This is a genomic window from Propionimicrobium lymphophilum DSM 4903 (assembly GCF_000423485.1).
Lineage (GTDB): Bacteria > Actinomycetota > Actinomycetes > Propionibacteriales > Propionibacteriaceae > Propionimicrobium > Propionimicrobium lymphophilum.
The window spans coordinates 90,213-110,188 of sequence record NZ_KE384026.1 but is presented as its reverse complement, the minus strand read 5'-3'; the positions used below and the strand labels follow the sequence as shown (position 1 = coordinate 110,188).

The following is a 19,976-nucleotide window of genomic DNA, read 5'->3' as shown; positions in this document are numbered from 1 at the left end:
GTTGAACAAGAGTTTTCAAATTTAGAAATCAAGATTGGGGCTATTCAAATCCTGCAACTTATCTGAATAGCAAAACGAAAGGAAATGAAATGAAGGCAAAGAGCCTTGCCGCTGGCATCACAACCGGCATTCTTCTGGCTACCGGTTCCGGTATTGCTGCATACGCTGCACCTACCACCCCCCCCGCTGTGGTGATGTAGCTGCTCTTCAGCAAGCAGTTGAGGAACAAGCCGGCTACGTAAAAATTCAGGAAGGCACTCTAAAATACGCTGAGGATGCTCTTCGCAGCGCTGCTGGTGATATTGCTGGCAAGATTGCGTCTGCAGAGCAAGCCGTACAGGAGGCCAAAACTGCACTGGATAACGCAGAAAAGGTTATCCCTGAAAAAGCCGAAGCTGTAGAACAGGCAGAAAAAGCTTACAACAAAGCAGTTGAAGAACTGTCTAAGAAAATTGATAAGTACGAGTCCGTAAAACAAGAAAATCCTAAGAATCCTAATGAGGTAGTTTACGCTTCTGCAGTAACTCTTGCCAAACAGAACCGTGACGCAAAGGATGAAAAGCGTGCAGAAGCAAAGATGGCTAAGGCTGCTGCCGAGGCAAATGTAGCCAAAGCTAAAGAGAATTTGGAAGCTGCTGAGAAAAATCTTTCAGTTCTTAATACTAGAGATCCCGAACTTCGCGTTTCTAATGCCAAAGCAACTCTAACTGAGCTGCAGGTTGAGCTTAGCGCCCGCAAGGACCAGCTGCAGAAGGCTCAGGAGTGCGTTGCCGCTGCTCCGAAGACTGATCAGCAGAACGCTAGCACCGCGAACGCTGCTGAGCAGAAGGCTGAAGCTAAGAAGGCAGACCAGAAGGCAGCAGACAAGAAAACTGACGCTAAGAAGACCAACAAGAAGGGCCTGCCGACCACCGGTGCGGCTGGCATCGGCCTGGCAACCCTCGGCCTCGTCGCCGCTAGCGGCGCAGCCATGGTTACTGCTTACCGCAAGCGCAAGTAGTAGCTAACTAGCTAAATAATTTGTTGGGCCGCATCTTCAAGATGCGGCCCAACATTTTTACCAGTATTTTTTATTTTATTAACAAGTCGCTCATGGCTTCTCTAGTGCTTTCGGGAAGACTGATGGACCGGCCGGTCGAAGGGTCCACCGACACCAGAACCACTTGTCCCCTGGTCAATGGGTTTACATCCTCTGGGCTGCAAAGCTCTGCCGCCAAGGTCAGGGACTTGTTTCCCACTTTCGTCACGGCGGTGCGTACCTCGTAAGGCTCAGGTCTATAAGCAACCTGATGGATGTATTGGACATCCTGGCGAACAATCACCCAGCTCAGGCCTCCTTCTTGGCCCTCGACGTTGATTCCTGCCCGAGCGGTCGAGGGATCAGCGCTTACTGTGGTGTCGATTCTTCCGAGCATCAGATAGTTCAGTTGCACCACGTTGTTCACGTGGCCGTAACCGTCAATATCGGACCAACGCGGTTGCGCAGCTGTCTTGTGCCCTCCCCCATTAAGGTTGGGGATCGGGAGAGCTTCAGCTGGCTCGCGCTCAACCCGCCATTGGTTGAAGAAAGCTCTTTCGGAATCATTGAGCCTGCGCGGATACTGCGCGTCGAAGTCGAAGGGGCAAAGCGAAGTTGTCGCACTGACGCACAGTCGCCCGTTTTGGGTTATCCGATACGCCATCTCGAACTTAGCTCCACCGACCTTTGAAACACCAACCTCGACGTCTAAATAATTTGGCGAATAGAAAATTGGCGCATGGTAGGTGATCTCATGCGAAGTGACCACAACACCGGATCCCAAGAGGCTCTGCTGATCAGACCCTGATTCCAAAATCTGAGTCCTCGCTTGCTGCATGAGCTCGACGACAGAGACGTTATTCACGTGCCCTTGCGCGTCAATATCGGTGTAGCGAAGCTGGATTTTCGCGGTAAACCAATTGTCCTTTCCCATAGAATGCGCCTTAAACCGTCAGGTCCGATCTGGAGGCTTCTTCGTACATGGCGTCGATCTGGTCGGCGTACTTTTCGTAAACCTTGTTTCGACGCACCTTCAGGCTAGGTGTCAGATCGCCATTTTCTTGGGTCAGCTCGTGATCCAGGATCGTGTAGCGCTTAACCTGCTCCCAGTTCTCGAGATAAGAGTTCGCCTTTCGAATAAACCGGTCTATCGACTTCTTTATCTCGGGAAGCTGGGTCAGTTCCGCATACGACAGGTTTTCGTGCCCACGCCTCTTCGCCCAGAGCTCGAGCGCAGGCCGATCAAGCGTCACGATTGCCGAGCAGAACTTTCTTCCCTCGCCGATGGCGATCGCCTGGTTGACGTAGGGAGTGTTGGCCATGATCGCGTTCTCGATCTTCTGCGGGGCAGCGAATTTGCCATTCGAAGTCTTGAACAGGTCCTTCTTGCGATCGGTGATGAAAATGTTGCCATCCTCGTCCATGCGACCAATATCCCCGGTGTGGTACCAACCATCTTTAAAGACCTCCGCAGTCTCCTCTGGCATATTGTGGTAGCCACGAGCGATTATCGGGCCGCGCAGCAGAATCTCGTTCTCCTCGCCAAACTTCACATCCAAACCAGGAACTGCCTTGCCTATACTGCCCAGTACGGGTTCATCTGGAAGATTCAAGAACGCGACAGCCGAAGTTTCGGTTGCCCCATAGCCTTCGATTAGGGGTAAGCCAGCCCAGTAGAACCATTCCTGAACCTGTCGGGAAAGCTTCGCGGAACCAGAAATCATGAACCGCATCTTTCCGCCCATTTTCTCGCGAAGCTTCGAAAAGACGAGCTTGTCAGCCAGCGAATACTTAAATCTCATCCACAAGGAGAGCTTCTTGCCAGCCATCCTGATCTTCAAAGCGTCCCTGCCGGTAGCAAAAGCCCACCGGGAGATATGCCCCTTGAGAGATTTAGCCGGATAAATCGTGATGACGGCGGAACGAATCTTCTCAAAAATCCTCGGCACGCCTACCATGATCGTGGGGTGAACCTGCTGCATTCCGGACATGATGTGGTTTACACGCCCATCCACCGAGCAGCGCATTCCGACGGCAATGTGCAACGCGATCAGGTCGCGGCCGAAAACATGGGATAGCGGCAGCCAAAGGTAGAGATTGTCCTCGTGGGTCACCAGGTGGCTAACCATGTGCTGCAGCGCTTCACCTTCGTGGGTCCAGTTCCTGTTGACCAGCTCCACGCCCTTGGGGGTGCCCGTGGTGCCCGAGGTGTAGATCAGCGTGGACAGATCCGAAGGTTTGATCGTCTCGATCGCGCGATCGACGCAACTTGGGTCTTCCTTCAGCAGCTGGTCGCCAGCTTCCAAAAGCTGCTGCCAGGTCAGAACGAAGTCTTCGGACTTGTCTTGGCGGTCGTCGTCTATCAAGACAATATGCTCGATCTGATCGACGAGGTTCTCGTGCTTGGTTATCTTTTCCAGCTGCGAGGAATTCTCGACGATCGCAATCTTCGTTGTCGAGTCAGTCAAAATGTGGACTTCCTCGTCGTTGTGCGTATTTGGGTAAACCGTGGTGGTCGCTGCCCCCGCGCAGGCAATCGCTAAATCGGCGAACACCCATTCAATGCGTGTGGAACTGATGATGGCGACCCGCTCCTCCTTGCGGATGCCAAGACTGATCAGACCAGCCGATAACCTGTCCACTTGTTTTTGTGCTTGGAACCAGGTGATCTCCTGCCATGACTCGCCGTCAATTTTCGGCGGAACATAGTAGGCAATACGGTCTGGGCATTCGATAACCCGTCTGCGGAACATCGCCGGATAGCTGGGTGCTGCCTTGCTGTCTAAGTATTTGACTGCTTGCGAAACGTCGCTGCTCATTTAGATTCTTTCCGTTTCAGATAGCAAAAGTACTCTTCCACATTAGGAGATAACACCAAAGCAAGTGCTATCTAAACGCCCAATTTTCCGAATAGATGTTTGGTTGGTTTCGTCGACAAGTGGGCACAGCGCCACATTCGGCTCGCTTAGTGGCAGACTGGAGGCGATGTTTGCCACAAAGAAAGCCCCAAGCCAACCACTGTTGGGTAATTTCACCTGCCTAGATGAATCCTCCTTGACAAAGGCGATCTATTCGTCCGACTCGTCTATTTATAGGGTTGTTCCGAAGGTGGTGGCTACCCCGAAAACCAGGTCCGAGCTCATTGACCTGGTTCGAGCCGCGCTGAAGGAAAAACTGCCTATCACTGCGCGTGGCGCTGGCACTTCTTGCGCGGGTAACGCCGTCGGCAGTGGTCTTGTAATAGATATGCGCAAGCATCTGAACAAAATCATTGAAATAAACCCGCAAGAGCAGACGGCAACCATAGAGCCTGGGGTTGTTCAGTCTGCGTTGCAGGAGGCAGCAAAGCCTTACGGATTGAGGTTCGGCCCGGATCCTTCGACTGCAAATCGATGCACAATCGGCGGCATGATCGGGAACAACGCCTGCGGACCGCGTGCGCTGGGCTACGGTCGAACTTCTGACAACGTCGTCGAACTCGAAGTGCTCACAGGTACCGGAGAGCTGATTACTCTCACGCGAGACGGCATAAAGGGCATGAGCGACAAACCGCTTCGCAATTTTGTCAACTCCAACCTTGGAACCATCCGCACCGAATTCGGGGCATTTAGCCGGCAGGTTTCCGGTTACAGCCTCGAACATCTACTGCCCGAGAACGGGTTCAATGTGGCCGGATTTTTCGCGGGCACGGAGGGTACGCTTGGCGTCGTCACCAAGGCGAAGGTAAGGCTCGTCAAGGATGCACCCCTAAAGACTACTATTGCGCTTGGCTATCCGACGATGCCGCAGGCAGCCGACGATATGCCAATTCTGCTGAAGTATTCCCCTACTGCCTGTGAAGGCATGGACCGCAGACTTTCCAATTTGGTCGCCGAGCGCATCGGCTCGCACGCGGTGCCCGAACTGCCCAGCGGAGATGCCTGGATATTCATCGAGCTTGTGGGCGACGACGCCGAAGAAATTTCTGCGAGAGCGCATTCGATGGTTGAAGACTCGAATTGCACCGAAGGTTGGGTCGTAGCGGATCCCTCCGCAGCAGCCAGGCTCTGGGGCATCAGGTCGGATGCTGCAGGACTTGCTGGTGTAGCCCTAGAGCGCCCAGCATACGCAGGCTGGGAAGACTCCGCCGTGCCGCCAGCAAAACTCGGCGATTACCTCCGCGACTTCGAAAAGCTTCTCGCCAAATTCGACCTGCACGGCCTGCCATACGGACACTTTGGTGACGGTTGCGTGCACTGCAGAATCGACTTTCCTTTAGAGGACGCCGACGGGCCCCAGCGTTATAAAAATTTCGTAATGGCAGCGGCGGAACTTGTTGCAGGTTACGGCGGCTCCGTCAGCGGCGAGCACGGCGACGGCCGGGCGCGCAGCGAGCTGCTAGCCAAAACTTACTCGTCTAAGGCGATTGAGCTTTTCGGCCAAATCAAGAATTTCTTTGACCCGAAGAATCTTCTCAACCCTGGTATTTTGGTGAATCCGGTTTCGGTATCCGACGACATCAGGGCTTTCCAGTCCCGCAAGTCGGCGCTTAAGGTAAAGCATCCTCAATTCGCTGCAGATGTACATCGTTGCACTGGAGTCGGAAAATGTCTGGCGAATACTACTGCCGGTGGCGGCGTTATGTGCCCCAGTTTCCAGGCCACTGGAGACGAAAAAGACTCGACCAGGGGCAGATCACGTGTTCTTCAAGAGATGATCAATGGCAACTTGATCAGCGAGGGCTGGCGCTCGCCGGAGGTTCGTGAGGCGCTTGAATATTGCCTCGCTTGCAAGGGGTGTAGACGCGATTGCCCGACCGGCGTAGATATGGCTTGGTACAAGTCGAACGTTTTGAACGAGGCCTTCAGCGGCAGAATCAGGCCGATAAATCATTACTCGTTGGGTTGGCTGCCCAGGTGGGGACGTCTGGTCACCAGCCTGCGGATCGGTTGGCTAGGAAACTTTTTCCTGCAGACCCCCGGCCTCAAGCATGTGATTCGCGCGGTTGCCGGCGTAGATCAACGCAGGCCACTGCCCCGCTTCCGTTCCGGCAAGTCAGCGCGCAAGACCCAGGCTCGCAACGGCTCGGCGCCACACGGCAAGGTTGCTATCTGGGTCGATTCGTTCACCGACGCCTTCGCGGGCGGTCAGCTGGCGGCCCTACTGCTGGTCTTGATCGACGCGGGCTACGACCCCCAGGTCATCGCCGAGTCCGCCTGCTGCGGCCTGACCTGGATCACCACCGGCCAGCTCGACGGTGCCCGCCGCCAGCTCAGGCACGCGCTGGACGTCCTCACCCCGATCGCCGAAGCCGGCACCCCGATCGTGGGCATGGAGCCTAGCTGCATGGCGGTTTGGCGAAGCGACGCGCCCGAGCTTCTTCCAAGCGACAACCGAGTCGACACTGTAGCTTCGAGCATCACAACGTTGGCAGAACTACTGGTGGCCACCGATGATTGGCAGGCGCCGGACCTTTCGGGCCACGAAGTGATCGCACAGCCCCACTGCCACCACAGTTCGGTGCTCGGTTGGCAGGCAGACGCGAAGGTCCTGGAACGGACCGGAGCAAAAGTCACGAAGCTTGCAGGCTGCTGCGGGCTAGCGGGCAATTTCGGCGTCGAAAAGGGACACTACGAGGTTTCGGTAAAGGTTGCAGAGCACGATCTACTGCCGGCAATTAAGGCTCATCCGGGTGCCGTAGTGCTAAGCGATGGCTTCAGCTGCCGCAAGCAGGTCACGGACCTCACAGATAGCGATGCCGTGACGCTTGCGCAGCTTCTTGCCAGGCACTCCTAGGAGTCGTGACGTTCTAGCAGGTATTTGACGTCGTAGGGCTTGCCGCGGAACTTTGCGTAGTTGTCGATCAGCGGCACGGAATCTCCCACGGCCAGAATCTGTCGGCGGAATTTTTCGCCGTTTTCGCGCCTCAATCCGCCGTTTTCGTCGAACCACGCGCAGGCGTCTGCGTCCAGTAGTTCCGACCACATGTAGCCGTAGTAGGCCGCGGCGTATCCCCCGCCCCAAATGTGGCTGAAGTAGCAGCTGCGGTATCGCGGTGGAATGAGTGGGAAGTCCACTCCCGCCGCTTTGAGTGCTTTCGCCTCGAATGCGTCCACCTCGGCTGGGTTGCTCGGCAGTTCATCTGCCGCTGCGGTGTGCCAGGCCTGATCGAGAAGCATCGATGCTACTAGCTCGGTGTCGGCATAAGCCTGATCGAATTTTGCGCCGTCGATCAGCTTTTGGATCAGCTCTTGAGGCAATTGAGCGCCACTTTGCCAGTGCTTTGCGTATCTTTCGATGAGCGTTGGCTCCCATGCCCAGTGCTCGTTCACCTGGCTGGGGAATTCCACGTAGTCTCGTGGCCCGTTCGCTCCAGCGAGGCTAGGATATCGTGCCTCAGAAAAGAGCCCGTTTAGACAGTGGCCGAACTCGTGGAAGATGGTGATCACGTCGTCCCAAGTCATCAATGTTGGTTTGCCAGGTTCGGGCTTTACGTAGTTGCAGTTGAGCGTGACTACTGGCAGCTTGTCACTGAGTTCGCTTCTCACGACTAGGTCGTTCATCCACGCCCCGCCCTGTTTGCTTGGCCTGGCGTATGGGTCGACAATTATCCCGCCTAGAAGCCCATCTTCATCGTGGACCTCGTAGACACGGGCATCTTCGACGTAGCCCTCCTGTTCTATCTGCTTGAAGGTTAGGCCGTAGAGTTCGTTCGCCTGGGCGAAAATTCCGTCGTTAAGCAGGCGCTCGAATTCGAGGTACGGCTTCAGAATTTCATCAGATACGGCGTAGTGTCGACGCTGCTTTTCCGCCATCCACTGCCAGTCCCACGCCTCGAATTTTTCGCCAGGAAACAGCTTTTCGAACTCATTTTGGTAGGCCTTGGAATCTCTTTCTGCCGCCGGTATCGCTTGATCGCGAACTGCCTGTAGGACCTCGGTCAACGCTTCAACCGTGGCAGCCGTGCCCTCGTCGGCCACGTATTCGGCGTGGTTTCTGAATCCCAGCAGTTTGGCTCTCTCCAAAAGCAGCTTGGCCGTTTCGATGATCAGTTCTCGAACGTCGGATTCACCAGTTTTACCGCGTGCGGTTGAAGCCTTGAAGATGTGTTCGCGGTCTTCACGGTCGTCGAGTTCGGCGAGAATCGGCTGACCTGTCGTGTTGATAAGCTCTACGGTCTTTCCAGCCACCTCGACGCTGGACTCATTCCTGCCCGCCACCACTAGCTGATCCCACTTGGCACAGTTCGCCGCCAGTTTTGAGTTCAGTTCGCGCAGACGCTGTTGGTCCTCGTCGGAAAGCTGCACTCCGGAGCGACGGAAGTCTTTCAGGGTTAATTCCACCCAGTGCCTGTCTTGGTCGTCCAGATCGGTCTTCGAAAGAGCCTCTATTTTCTCGTACAGAGCGCGGTTTTGATAGATCTCATCGGAGTGAGCCGCGAATAGCGGGGCATATTTTTCGTTAAGGGCATCCAGTTCGTCCGTGGTGTCGGAACTCATGACCGTCTCAAGCAGGGCGAGTAACTCACTCAACTCCTCAGCGGCCTTTTCCCAAACCACGATCGTATTCTCGACGGTGGGCCGATCGTTAGCTACTATCTCATCGATTGCCGATAGCTCGTTGGCCATGGCCCGATCGAAGTCTGTCGCGAATTCTTTGGCTGAGCGGCCGAAGCGCGGAAATACAAGCTTACTGTTCACGCATTAAACCCTAGCCCCATTGACAACTATCATTGGGCCTGTGAGTGAGCAGAAGTCTGAGCAGAGAAGTGTCTGGAGTTACCCGGGTTTCGCGAACGTCATGGTGGCTGTTTTTGCCGCTTTTGGTTGCTGGGCGCTGCTTCTTCCTGTGATACCGAAGGCAATCTTGGACGGCGGCGGTTCGGCCGGGCTAGCAGGCGCCTCGACCGGTGTGTTTATGGGCGTAACGGTGATCTCTCAAACCCAAACACCGAGATTGATCAGACGATTCGGCTACGTGCCAACAATGGCTTTTTCGGGGGTTTTACTCGGCCTGCCCAGCCTTCTCCACATTTTCAGCATATCTGCGCCCATCGTGTTCTTGGTAGCTACCCTCCGCGGGGTCGGTTTCGGAACTCTTTGTGTCTGTGAGTCGGCGCTGATCGCTTCGCTTGCGCCTCTCAAACTACTTGGCAGGGCGTCGGGCACGCTCGGCGCTATGGTGGGCTTGGGAGAACTGCTTATGCTGCCGCTCGGCTTGGTGTTGGCTTCCACCCTGGGCAGCTACACGCCGGTTTACATCATCGCAACAGTCGTTGGCATCGCGGGCACGATATTTGCCACCAGAATCCCGCACGTAGAACCGGCCAGAAAGTCGAGCACGAGGCTATCCGAAACAAGAGTGTCGACATGGAAGCTAGTTGCCGTCCCCGCCGCGGCAATGTGTTTCACCGCAATGGGTTTCGGCGGCATTTCGACGTTCCTGGCCCCTGCAGTCATAGACCTTGGAATCGATCATGCGGCATTAATTGCTGGGCTTGGCCTATCAGTCGTTGGTTTGGCACAGATGATCTGCCGATACTGTGCTGGAGTGTTCGCAGACGCCAAGGGAGCAGGAAGGCTCATCGTTTGGGCTGGCCTACTGGCGACTATCGGCATCGGAGGCGTTGCCATAATTCTGGTCACGAACATCAGCGGCTGGCTGATCTTCGCCGCGCTGGTCTGCTACGGAGCCGGGTTTGGTGTGGTGCAAAACGAGGCTCTTCTCCTAATGTTCGGCAGGCTTTCTAAAGACAGGAACGAAGTCGCCTCCGCTATCTGGAATGCCTCGTTCGATTCGGGAACAGGGATTGGCTCTTTCGTCCTCGGTATCGTCGCCACAGTCGCCGCCGGAGACAGCCAGTTCTTCTGGGTTTTTGCGGCAGCGGCTGCTCTTGTAGGCTCGGCGTTCTTGGTTACCCTAATTGATCTGATAGTAGGAAATCACAGAATTGCAGAGGAGAACAACTTAAAGGCGGTTATCCGCAGATTCATCGGAGCGATTCATATCACCGCTATCCCCAAAAAATAATGAACACACGAACTGAAAATAACATCTTTAAGATATCTTTTTCGCCCGTGCTCGTTCAATACCTACTAGGGCATTTCTCCAAATAAGGAATCATCTGTAAAACGGCTAGCCAATCGCCCCATTGACGCCTCCGCCTGCGCTAACATTCAGTCTATAGCTAGAAAAAGGACTGATCGATGGATGTTTATTTTGAGGATCCCTACCTCAAAGACGCCCCACTTCCGTCACGCTGGCCGGCGACCGAAGAATATCCTCCTGTCGGGAAAACGAAAGTCTTAGAGGCAATTAGACCGAGGATCACCAAGGAATTTCTTCATGGCCGACTAGCAGTAATTAACTGCAGTAGAGAATTTTTGCCTTTTGAAATAGCTACACACTGCCTGGGCTCATTTTGCGATCACGAACTTTTTTCCTGCAACCTCGCACCGGGCGATCCGATTCCCGAGGGCCTAGCTAAGGCTGAGGGCGCTGTAGTCGTTGGCATATCCGGAACCCAAACGGAGCTAGAAGAACTCTGGTCCAGGCTCCATCCCATATTGTTTTTTCGGAAAGACCACAACAGCGCGATTGTAATCGAGTCGGACACTGAAGAACTGCCGTCGATTATCCGCACCGACGCAGATTCGATCTTCCTCTCGAGCCAAATGCGGCTGACAGATGAAGAACTATCACAGGTTTTTGACAAAGTCACCAGCACAAACGTTTCCATCCGGATGGAGACCACCGGCGGCGCTGCCGGCCTGGTCGCTGCCCTCTCAGAAGATCATTTTTCGTACTGGACTAAAGAGTTTGATGAAATCAGCCTTGACTGGGCGAGGAGGATTTTCGCTAACTACGATTTAAAAGCGATCGAGCCCTTCACATGGGCCCCCAGTTTGTCCAACAGCGCATACGAAGAATTGTCTGGGCTGAATGTCTCGGATGTAGACAACTTTTCCTTCCTGATTACGGTGAACAGAAATCGTAGATTCATTCCTTACGCTCTTTCTGTTCAGCTTCACCGCTTCATCGAAAACGAAGAACCAGGGCACAACCCGGCCTATCGAAAGAATCTGATCGAAAAGATCTTTCAGATGAACAACACGATGGTCGTCGATCAGATCAGAATGTTGGCCTGGTTGAGCGCCTGGGAAAAGCTGGATTCGGTTCTCAAATACCGCATGGCTTGGTTGAGTCTGCTCTCTGACGAGCAGCGAAAACTTTTCGCCTGCACGTTTCCCAGCTATCCTCCACTGGACTTGAAGTCGCTTTGCGTAGCGAATGATTACTTGCGTCTAGGGGATTCGAAGTTTAGATATTGGGCCGGAGGCGTCCGGGCGAAACTGAAATATTTGCTTCCGCATTCGGGGCAACACCCCAAGGGCACCCTCGTTAACGAGTTGGTAGAGAACATCGTCTTATACGACAAGCCAGCCAAGGCTATTACCGTAGACTTCACCCGGTCCCGGATCAAGCATTACGTGAAGAGGTTCTCAGAGCTGGTCAACGAGGCCGATAAATTTGAGCAGTATTCCGAAAATGATATTGCTCTGCTCGTCGAAGTTATAAACGGAATAATCGACGCTGGGTTGATTTCAGGAATGTACCGAGAAATCACAGAATTAGTGCGCATCAACAATCTTCTTTACAAGACATACCCAGATTTCATAAGTAATTTTAGGAATCTGCGGGCTAACATGCTCGCCCGCGCCGCCCTAGTCGAAACTTATAATCTTAACGTTCCTCAGGGTGTTGAATACCTTGAGGAATTTGAGTCCAACTGGAGTGGGCTAAACAAGCAGGCTGACGAGATTTATGAAATCGCGTTGATGCACATCCGAATGCGAAAATTAAAATCTCGGCTTGCTGATTTTCAAATACAGGATCTGCACGAATCTTATTCTCCATATCGAGCCACGTTGTTGACTTTATTCAGGGCAGCAGAAACTTCTCGATCGACGGCAATTTCTTATGCCAAAGGAATTCTCGACCATGTCTCCTGGCTAGATATTCCTAAATGGCAGTGGTGGAGCCTGCGCAGCATTCTGATTCTGCTTTACGCCAACGAAGGTAAACCCAATGAGGGAGCCGAGTTGCTGACTAACGCTTGGTATCCGGAATATTGTCGGGAGATTCTCGGGGCAAGGCTGCGTCTGGCTAATGGCGAGGTGACCAGGGCTTTGGAAGAGACGAACAAGATTTTGGATGTTCCTGCGCTTCCGATTTTGTGGAGAATCATCTGCTACACGGTAAAAATTTCGTGCTTAGAGATTTTGGGCCGTCCCGCTTCCGAAATCAGTTCAACATTGGACATTGTTAAATGGTCCGACATACCAGAGCTCGTTCCGACCTTCCCTATTAGCGCAAGAAGAGCCATCGTCGACAGATTAGATCCGAGCGAGATCATCGGTTCGGGCAGCCTGGAAGAGGTTGTTCCTGTTAAACGACCGGTTCTGACCCCACGTCAGCTGGAGATCCTGCGCCTGTTGGCGACCGGAATGAACCAGCCGAAAATCGCTGAGACATTGTTCATCAGCAGGGAGACTGTTAAGTCTACTTGTCGCGGAATTTATAAGCGCCTTAACGTCAGTGGCAGGGTTCAGGCTGTTGCCGAGGGCAAGAGGCTAGGAATGATCTAGGGGTCTCCCTTCAGATTTTTCGTCCTGAACTTCCTCGTCTTTTTCTTGTTTATAACGGGAACCTTGTTTAGCTTGACGAACACGTATACCAGGTTTGGCAGCTCGCGGTGATAATCGCGAGTGCCTTTTTAGCTTTTCATGACTAACCCATTCTTGTTGAATATCGCGTGATTATTTAGTCGCGAGTCGCTGTCGCCTTCTGCCGAGCACGATTGTTGTCGTGCCCAAGCCGAGTAGGGCGAGGACAACGAGCACGGTGTTACTTATTCCGCCGATAAGCAGAAGTTCTACTTGTAGGGGACGCGGAGTTCACGATGCGATAGACCGCATGCTCCCCCGGCTGAACGCTACCCGGCTTTGTTCTGTCGACCTCTTGCCAGCCGCCTTTTTGCGCATACGAAACAAACTTCTCATCAGAGGCCTGGGAGAGATATAGTCTCCAGGTTTGACCGTTGCGCTGATCAAATCCTTACCAGCCTCGGGCTTGGCGTTCAGGACTTTAACAGCCTTGTCCTGCTGGAGAGCGATCAGCTGAAAATTTTCTGGCTTAGCTCGTTCGTACAGTCCGTCCAAACCATTGATGCCCGGAACGACTTCCTTCTTAAGAGTCAGCGTGGGCTTGGGCTTGTTGACGAAAGTGCAGGTCATTGCCTGACCAGTTGCAGGGTTCGGATATTATTATCGATTCCTGCAAAATCCCATTTTCGTGAGTAAGCTTCAGCAGAACGTTCTTCCTTGTGTCATCCATGGCACAAGATAGAGACCAATCATAATCCTTCATTTCCGTTGAATTATTAGCTGCTGTTTCACGGAAATAATAAATTAAGCCAGGACGAATAATCACCGGACCGACTACTACGTCACGCTGAAGTCCATCAACTTCTCCACCAGCTATTTTTTGATGCTAAATGCTAAAAATTCGGAAGCGATCCATCACCCTGCAGAGGCTTGTTATCGGAATGTTTACCCCCATGCCCACCGCTTAACCCTTTTCACGCCCCTTAAGCGAATAGAGAAGTGAGGTTTCCAGCTAGGAGAACCCTTGCCCATCTAAAGCGCATTAAGCCCCATAGCAGGCAAGAAAACCGCGCAAAGAAACTTTGTCACCTGTTAGGTAAACTATTTTTGTCGGCTCAGCAATGATGTTTCTTCGAGCTTTAAGCGCAATCAAAACTGGCCGCTTAGAAAATCTTAAAACAGAAGTTTTTAGCCAACTTAAAACGCACACGAGGGAAAAAGTAGAAAATTTTCCCTATTACTAGATAGGATCAGAAAATGATGAGTTACAGGATCTCTGAAGTTGCAGCACTTCTTGGAGTTTCCGACGACACCGTCCGCCGCTGGTTGGAGGACGGAAGAATAGAGGCCGTTGAGGGGTCGTCACCTCGAAAGGTGACCGGTGTCTCCTTGGCGAACTATCTGTCCCAGGAACACCAGCTTTCCGGATCTCACGATGTTTCGACGAGGAACATGCTCAAAGGCCTAATCATCGAGGTAAAGAGCGACACCGTGATGAGCCAGGTAGTTATGCAGTGTGGCCCCTTCAGAGTCGTATCGCTCATCAGCACAGAGGCCGTTAAAGATCTGGGACTAGAACCAGGCGTGATCGCCAACGCCCAGATCAAGGCCACGAACGTATCCATCGTTAAATAGCTTGTGCTTAAAAGGCGCTAGCTAGACAACAGAGAAGGTGAACAATGAAGCGTTTGCTAGCTCTAATTAGCGCCTTGTTACTGAGCATGACACTGGCTTCCTGCTCAAACGGCGAGAACACCAAAACGAGCGAGAGTGCCTCCACAAGCGAAAACCTAGGTTCCGTGACCGTTTTCGCAGCAGCATCCCTGCGCGACGCGCTACAAGAACTTAACGAAGAAGTATTCCTCAAGGAGCACCCCGACACCGAGGTAACTTTCAACTTCGACGGTTCACAGAACCTCGTCAACGGCATTCATGAGGGCCAGCCAGCAGATATTCTGCTAACCGCGGACCAAAAGAGCATGACCAAGGCCACCGACAACGGTGACGTGGAAGCAGACCAGTCCTACGCGACCAACACCCTGGTTATGGTTACCCCCGCCGACAACCCGGCCGATGTTAAGGAGTTCACCACTGGCAGGCTGGCCGGCAAAAAGCTGGTCATCTGCGCCCCTGACGTGCCCTGCGGCAACGCAACCAAGAAGCTTGCTGAGCAGAACGGCGTCGAGCTTAACCCGGTCTCTGAGGAGCAGAACGTCAAGGATGTCCAAGCAAAGATCACCACGGGTGAAGGTGACGTCGGCCTGATCTACAAGACCGACGCCATGAACGCCGGCGACAAGGTTCAGGTCATCGAGATTCCTGGCGCCGACAAGGTGGTCAACGATTACCGCATCGCAGTGGTAAAGAACGCATCCAACAAGGATGGCGCTCAGGCCTTCATGGACGCCGTTCTTTCCGAGGCCGGCCAGAAGATTCTGGCTAAGTACGGCTTCACTCCCCCGACCAGCAATTAATAAGCAAAAAACAACGCCCGGCTGCTGAGGTTAACTACCGAGGCACCTGGGCATTTTTAAGTAAGAGAAATGAAGAAAGCCAAATATGCGCCCTGGTTGTTGGTGCCGGGAACTATCGCTGCAGCATTTCTGCTCATCCCATTAGTCACGATCGTAATCAGGACTCCCTGGACTAACTTTTTCGATCTGATAGCCACAGACGTCAGCATTGATGCTCTCGTTCTTTCGGCAAAAACTTGCGCCATAACGCTCTTGATCTCACTCGTGGTTGGAGTTCCCCTCGCCTTCGTATTGGCGCATCTGCCAGATACGTGGTGGGCCCGGCTGATACGGACCGTCGTCACGCTTCCGATGATGCTGCCGCCAGTCGTTGCAGGTTTGGCGCTGCTGCTGACCTGGGGGCGTCGGGGCCTTATTGGCGAACACCTGAGTGTGCTTGGCATCGAGATCGGCTTCTCCACGATCGCCGTAGTCATGGCTCAAACATTCGTGGCGATGCCCTTTCTAATTTCTTCTCTAGAAGGCGCCATCCGCTCTTCTGGAATCGAATACGACGAGACCGCAAGATCGCTAGGCGCCAGCCGCAGCAGGACTTTCTTCGAAGTTACCGTTCCGGTCATGCTGCCCGCGATCATCAACGCCGGATGCATGTGCATCTCCAGGGCCCTGGGCGAGTTTGGTGCCACAATCACCTTCGCCGGATCTTTGCAGGGCTCGACACAGACGATGCCCCTTGCTATCTATCTGCAAAGACAGTCTTCTCAAGACGAAGCACTGGCGCTTGCGGTTGTGTTGATCATTGCCGCAATTATCGTACTATACGGCGGAAATCTTGTCGCTTCGCTTCTGCCAGGCGCTAAAACCCAATCTCAGTTGAAAGCAAAAAATAAAGCTAAAAACAGGAAGGCTGAGCTCATCGAGCAGCCCGACACGACACCAATCCAGATAGCAAAGCCAACCAGCGCGAGGCCATCAGCATGCACATCGATACACGTCGATGCTGCTGTTGCGGACAGGGGCGTCCACCTAACCACAAACATCCCGGGAGGGGTTTTGACCTCTGTAATGGGCCCCAACGGATCTGGAAAGTCGACGCTACTTGGTTTGATTTCGCAGACGCTAGAACCTATCTACGGATCGGTTCAATTCGATCCCCCAAACCCGCAGATTGTTTTGCTTCAGCAAAAACCCCTACTCTTCCCACACATGAGCGTGCAAAGCAATGTCGAATTCGGGCTTAGGGCACGAGGCTTACCTCGCGAAACCGTGAAGACCAGGGCAAAGGCCGAATTGGCAAGCGTCGGCCTAACCGCGATGGCGAACAGGCGGCCTAGCCAACTCTCCGGTGGTCAAGCTCAGCGGGTTGCCATTGCCAGGGCCATGGCGATTGACCCAGACATCGTTCTGCTCGACGAGCCGATGGCAGGCCTAGACGAAAGATCGGCGGACGCTGTGCGGGAAGACCTTGCCGCGCGGCTTGAGGCGTCCCCGTTCACCGCTGTCCTTGTGACTCACGATGTAGAAGACGCGGACAGGCTAGCAAGCAATAAGATCCTGATTCGCCACGGAAGGGTGGCTAAAGAGGAGTCTCAGTAGAGGATAGTGCCCAGGCAACCGAACTCCTGGAACCCCACCTTTTCGTAGAGTCTCCTGGCTGAAGTGTTGTAATCGTTGACGTAGAGCGACACGACGTCGTAATCGAGCGCGCATAGCTCAATTACCTTAGCTAGCGCACCGACGCCCAATCCTCTGCCACGCAGCTCGGGAGCGACCCAAACGCCTTGAATCTGGCAAAAGCTCTTGTAGCTGCAGCCGATATCAGTTTTGAACCAAACCTCGCCATCCTCGCAAGCGCCGAACGATCTCCCCTGCCTGATCAGCCTAGAGATATAGGACTGATAGCTGTTGAACTCGTCCAATGGAGAGATGCCCAGCTCCTCGGTGTACATTTTTACCGCAACTTCGAAATAAGGCCGATAGTTTTCCGGGCCTATCCGGCATACCCTTTCGTCTGCGGTTGCCAACGAAGTGTTACCGATCGCCAGTAACGGCTGCCTAGCTCGAATCTCTCTAGGCCTAGCCCAAGCCCTGGGCCAAGCGGAAGCCAGCGTGCGGAAGAACTTCTCCACGTTTGTGCTGGAGCCCATGATGGCGCTGGCCTTGCGAATTGGCCCCACGCGCCGCACAAAACCACCAACTGCCTCATCGGTTAGCTCATCGTTAACGCTGGCCAAAACGATGTTCACGCCATCGTGGCAGACATCGATGAGCCTTCCGTTCGACCAGTATCCGTAAAGGCAACAACCCAATCGATCGATATTGAAACCACCGTCGACGAGCCTGGAAAGCAAAAAGAGGTTCTCAATCGGCTTCTTCTCCAACAGCTCGACTAGCTCTCCGATTTCCCTGCGCCGAAGCCTGTGCAGGCCATCCGGCACTAGCTGATCACTACCTCGGGGTGGCCGCTCTGCTCCATGGTCTCGGCGATGCGCAAGGCGTGACCCATTAGAGTTTCGACGATTTCGTCCTCGGGAACAGTCTGGATCACCTTACCCTTGACGAAAATCTGACCCTTACCGTTGCCGGAAGCAACTCCTAGGTCGGCTTCGCGAGCCTCGCCGGGGCCATTGACAATGCAGCCCATCACGGCGACTCGAATCGGCACGGTCAAGTGACCCAAACCCTCGTTTACTTGACGAGCTAGCTCGTAGACGTCCACCTGGGCGCGCCCACAGCTTGGGCAACTAACGATTTCGAACTGGCGAGGACGAAGATTTAGCATCTCGAGGATCTTGATGCCGACCTTTACCTCTTCGACCGGAGGCTCAGAAAGCGAAACGCGAATCGTGTCGCCGACGCCTTCGGCGAGCAACGCGCCGAACGCTACCGCAGACTTGATAGTGCCCTGGAAGGCGGGACCCGCCTCGGTGACGCCGAGGTGAAGAGGATAGTTGCAAGCCTCAGACAGCCTGCGATATGCCTCGACCATAATCACCGGGTCGTGGTGCTTGACCGAAATAGCGAAATCGAAGAAGTCCACGTCCTCGAAGAGCCTGGCCTCGTTCAGCGCGGACTGCACCAGCGCACCGGCAGGATCCTTCTCGTACATCCCGAGCAGACGCTTATCAAGTGAACCCGCGTTGATTCCGATGCGGATGCTGGTGCCATGATCTTTGGCGGCCTTCGCAATCTCGGAAATCTTGTCGTCGAACTTCTTGATGTTACCGGGGTTAACGCGCACACCCGCACAACCTGCCTCGATTGCAGCGAACACGTATCTGGGTTGGAAGTGAATGTCGGCGATTACGGGAATCTTAGACTTGGCCGCAATTGCTGGAAGCGCATCTGCATCGTCTTGGCTGGGGCAAGCAACACGAATGATGTCGCAGCCCGCAGCGGTTAATTGAGCGATTTGTTGAAGAGTCGAGTTGATATCGGCAGTCAGCGTGTTGGTCATCGATTGCACAGTGACGGGCGCGTCGCCGCCGACATAGAGGTCGCCGAGCTTAACCTTCCGGGTCTCGCGGCGAGGAGACAAAACCGGCGGCTTCTTCGCAGATGGTGTGCCTAGATTAACGCTCATCAGTTCCTCTACTTTCCTTCGCTCTCGATGATCTCGCTCGCGCGGCCTCTAGCCCACGCATCTGCGTCGAGGACGCTTTCCAAACTCAGGTCTTCATCAGATACGTGCCCATTAGCCAGGTGGTCGTCCAGAACCTTTCCAAGGATGTCTGAGATATCCAGAAAACCTATTTTACCTTCGCAGAATGCGTCCACACACACCTCGTTGGCGGCGTTATAGACGGCGGGCGCGCTGCCAGAGGCTTTGCCCGCCTTACGCGCCAGCTCCACTGATGGAAATGTTTCGTTATCGAGAGGTTCGAAGGTCCACTCTTGGGCCTTGCTCCAATCGACGGGTCGAGCCGCCTCGGGCATACGGTTGGGCCAAGTCAGAGCCAACCCGATAGGCAGCTTCATGTCTGGCGGGGACGCCTGGCAGATTAATGCCCCATCGTTAAACTCAACCCCGGAGTGCACCATAGACTGCGGGTGCACGACGACCTGGATTTGGTCGAAGTCGACGTCGTATAGAAGTGCCGCCTCGATGAGTTCAAGACCCTTGTTGACCAAGGTCGAAGAATTGATGGTGATCACCCTGCCCATATTCCAGGTGGGGTGGGCCATTGCCTCCTCGACCGAGACATTCTTCAATTCATCTCGGGTCTTACCTCTAAATGGGCCGCCCGATGCGGTAAGAATGAGTTTGCTGACCTCTTCGCTGCGGCCGCCTCGCAGGCACTGCGCGAAAGCTGAGTGCTCGGAATCAACCGCGACAAGCTGGCCCTCTGCCGCAGCCTCGGTTACTAGTTTTCCGCCGATTACCAGCGACTCTTTGTTAGCCAAAGCCAAAGTTGTGCCCGCCTTCAAAGTGGCCAGCGTGGCAGTAAGCCCAGCCGCTCCGGTGACGGCGTTCAAAACGATATCGGTGTCCATCGCGGCTAACTCATCAGTGGAATTTTCACCGCTGATCACCTCTGGACGATAAAGCTCCTCTTCGATGAGTCCCTCTTCGATGCCGATGTTTTCGTAAGCGGCCCAAAAATCGCCGACGCGCTTTTCATCGGTGATCGCCACTTTTTGCGGCCTGAACTCATAAACCTGTTTGGCCAGCAACTCTGGCTGAGAACCATACGCGGCAAGGCCGTCGATCATGAACTCTGAGCGTCGAGCACCAATTACCTCGAGGGTTTGGGTGCCGATCGAGCCGGTTGAACCTAAAAGAACTACGCTTCGCACATTCTCTAGTCTGCCACTTTTATCGCACCAACCCAGAAACGT

14 protein-coding genes are annotated in these 19,976 nt (G+C 54.0%); 7 read left to right on the top strand and 7 right to left on the bottom strand.

Going from position 1 to position 19,976, the window contains the following annotated elements; all coding sequences use genetic code 11:
- Positions 1 to 577 precede the first annotated feature (577 nt).
- Positions 578 to 1,000, top strand: a complete 423-nt coding sequence (locus tag G556_RS0108015; RefSeq protein ID WP_028822400.1) for an LPXTG cell wall anchor domain-containing protein — start codon at positions 578 to 580, stop codon at positions 998 to 1,000.
- Positions 1,001 to 1,070: 70 nt separating this feature from the next.
- Here the strand turns inward: G556_RS0108015 and G556_RS0108010 are convergent, their stop codons facing one another.
- Both G556_RS0108010 and G556_RS0108005 read right to left on the bottom strand, forming a co-directional pair.
- Complete coding sequence (locus G556_RS0108010; protein WP_028822399.1) at positions 1,071 to 1,952, bottom strand: acyl-CoA thioesterase; 882 nt, start codon at positions 1,950 to 1,952, stop codon at positions 1,071 to 1,073.
- Between the two features lie 10 nt (positions 1,953 to 1,962).
- Positions 1,963 to 3,837: an AMP-dependent synthetase/ligase gene (locus G556_RS0108005; protein WP_028822398.1), complete on the bottom strand. Its 1,875-nt coding sequence runs from the start codon at positions 3,835 to 3,837 to the stop codon at positions 1,963 to 1,965.
- A 166-nt stretch (positions 3,838 to 4,003) separates the two neighbouring features.
- Here G556_RS0108005 and G556_RS0108000 point away from each other — a divergent pair, with 166 nt between their 5' ends.
- Positions 4,004 to 6,793 (top strand): FAD-binding and (Fe-S)-binding domain-containing protein, encoded by a 2,790-nt coding sequence (locus G556_RS0108000; protein WP_233418209.1) that lies wholly within the window; start codon positions 4,004 to 4,006, stop codon positions 6,791 to 6,793.
- Here G556_RS0108000 and G556_RS10690 read toward each other — a convergent pair.
- Complete coding sequence (locus G556_RS10690) at positions 6,790 to 8,697, bottom strand: M3 family metallopeptidase (RefSeq protein WP_051176801.1); 1,908 nt, start codon at positions 8,695 to 8,697, stop codon at positions 6,790 to 6,792. The two genes, G556_RS0108000 and G556_RS10690, sit on opposite strands and share 4 nt — an antisense overlap.
- A gap of 40 nt (positions 8,698 to 8,737) precedes the next feature.
- Between G556_RS10690 and G556_RS0107990 the strand changes: the two genes are divergently transcribed.
- Positions 8,738 to 10,027 (top strand): MFS transporter, encoded by a 1,290-nt coding sequence (locus tag G556_RS0107990; RefSeq protein ID WP_028822396.1) that lies wholly within the window; start codon positions 8,738 to 8,740, stop codon positions 10,025 to 10,027.
- Positions 10,028 to 10,203: 176 nt separating this feature from the next.
- Positions 10,204 to 12,645: a helix-turn-helix transcriptional regulator gene (locus G556_RS11730; protein WP_051176800.1), complete on the top strand. Its 2,442-nt coding sequence runs from the start codon at positions 10,204 to 10,206 to the stop codon at positions 12,643 to 12,645.
- A 309-nt stretch (positions 12,646 to 12,954) separates the two neighbouring features.
- Here G556_RS11730 and G556_RS0107975 read toward each other — a convergent pair whose 3' ends face one another.
- Positions 12,955 to 13,293: a hypothetical protein gene (locus G556_RS0107975; protein ID WP_028822395.1), complete on the bottom strand. Its 339-nt coding sequence runs from the start codon at positions 13,291 to 13,293 to the stop codon at positions 12,955 to 12,957.
- A 627-nt stretch (positions 13,294 to 13,920) separates the two neighbouring features.
- On the opposite strand from G556_RS0107975, the gene G556_RS0107970 reads away from it, so the two are divergent.
- From G556_RS0107970 to modB, 3 genes are all read left to right on the top strand, one after another.
- Positions 13,921 to 14,298 carry a TOBE domain-containing protein gene (locus tag G556_RS0107970; RefSeq protein ID WP_028822394.1) on the top strand — a complete coding sequence of 126 codons (378 nt, stop codon included), beginning with the start codon at positions 13,921 to 13,923 and terminating at the stop codon, positions 14,296 to 14,298.
- 44 nt (positions 14,299 to 14,342) lie between these two features.
- Complete coding sequence (modA, locus tag G556_RS0107965) at positions 14,343 to 15,137, top strand: molybdate ABC transporter substrate-binding protein (RefSeq protein WP_028822393.1); 795 nt, start codon at positions 14,343 to 14,345, stop codon at positions 15,135 to 15,137.
- Between the two features lie 69 nt (positions 15,138 to 15,206).
- On the top strand, positions 15,207 to 16,733 hold the full coding sequence (gene modB, locus G556_RS0107960) for a molybdate ABC transporter permease subunit (RefSeq protein WP_028822392.1): 1,527 nt from the start codon (positions 15,207 to 15,209) through the stop codon (positions 16,731 to 16,733).
- On the opposite strand, the gene G556_RS0107955 is transcribed toward modB, so the two are convergent.
- From G556_RS0107955 to dxr, 3 genes are read right to left on the bottom strand one after another with little or no spacing between them, the layout of a single operon-like run.
- On the bottom strand, positions 16,727 to 17,575 hold the full coding sequence (locus G556_RS0107955) for a GNAT family N-acetyltransferase (RefSeq protein WP_028822391.1): 849 nt from the start codon (positions 17,573 to 17,575) through the stop codon (positions 16,727 to 16,729). The genes modB and G556_RS0107955 overlap by 7 nt on opposite strands.
- On the bottom strand, positions 17,575 to 18,720 hold the full coding sequence (gene ispG, locus G556_RS0107950; protein WP_028822390.1) for a flavodoxin-dependent (E)-4-hydroxy-3-methylbut-2-enyl-diphosphate synthase: 1,146 nt from the start codon (positions 18,718 to 18,720) through the stop codon (positions 17,575 to 17,577). Before ispG ends, G556_RS0107955 begins: the two co-directional genes overlap by 1 nt.
- Before the next feature lie 8 nt (positions 18,721 to 18,728).
- Complete coding sequence (gene dxr, locus G556_RS0107945) at positions 18,729 to 19,934, bottom strand: 1-deoxy-D-xylulose-5-phosphate reductoisomerase (RefSeq protein WP_028822389.1); 1,206 nt, start codon at positions 19,932 to 19,934, stop codon at positions 18,729 to 18,731.
- Positions 19,935 to 19,976 lie beyond the last annotated feature (42 nt).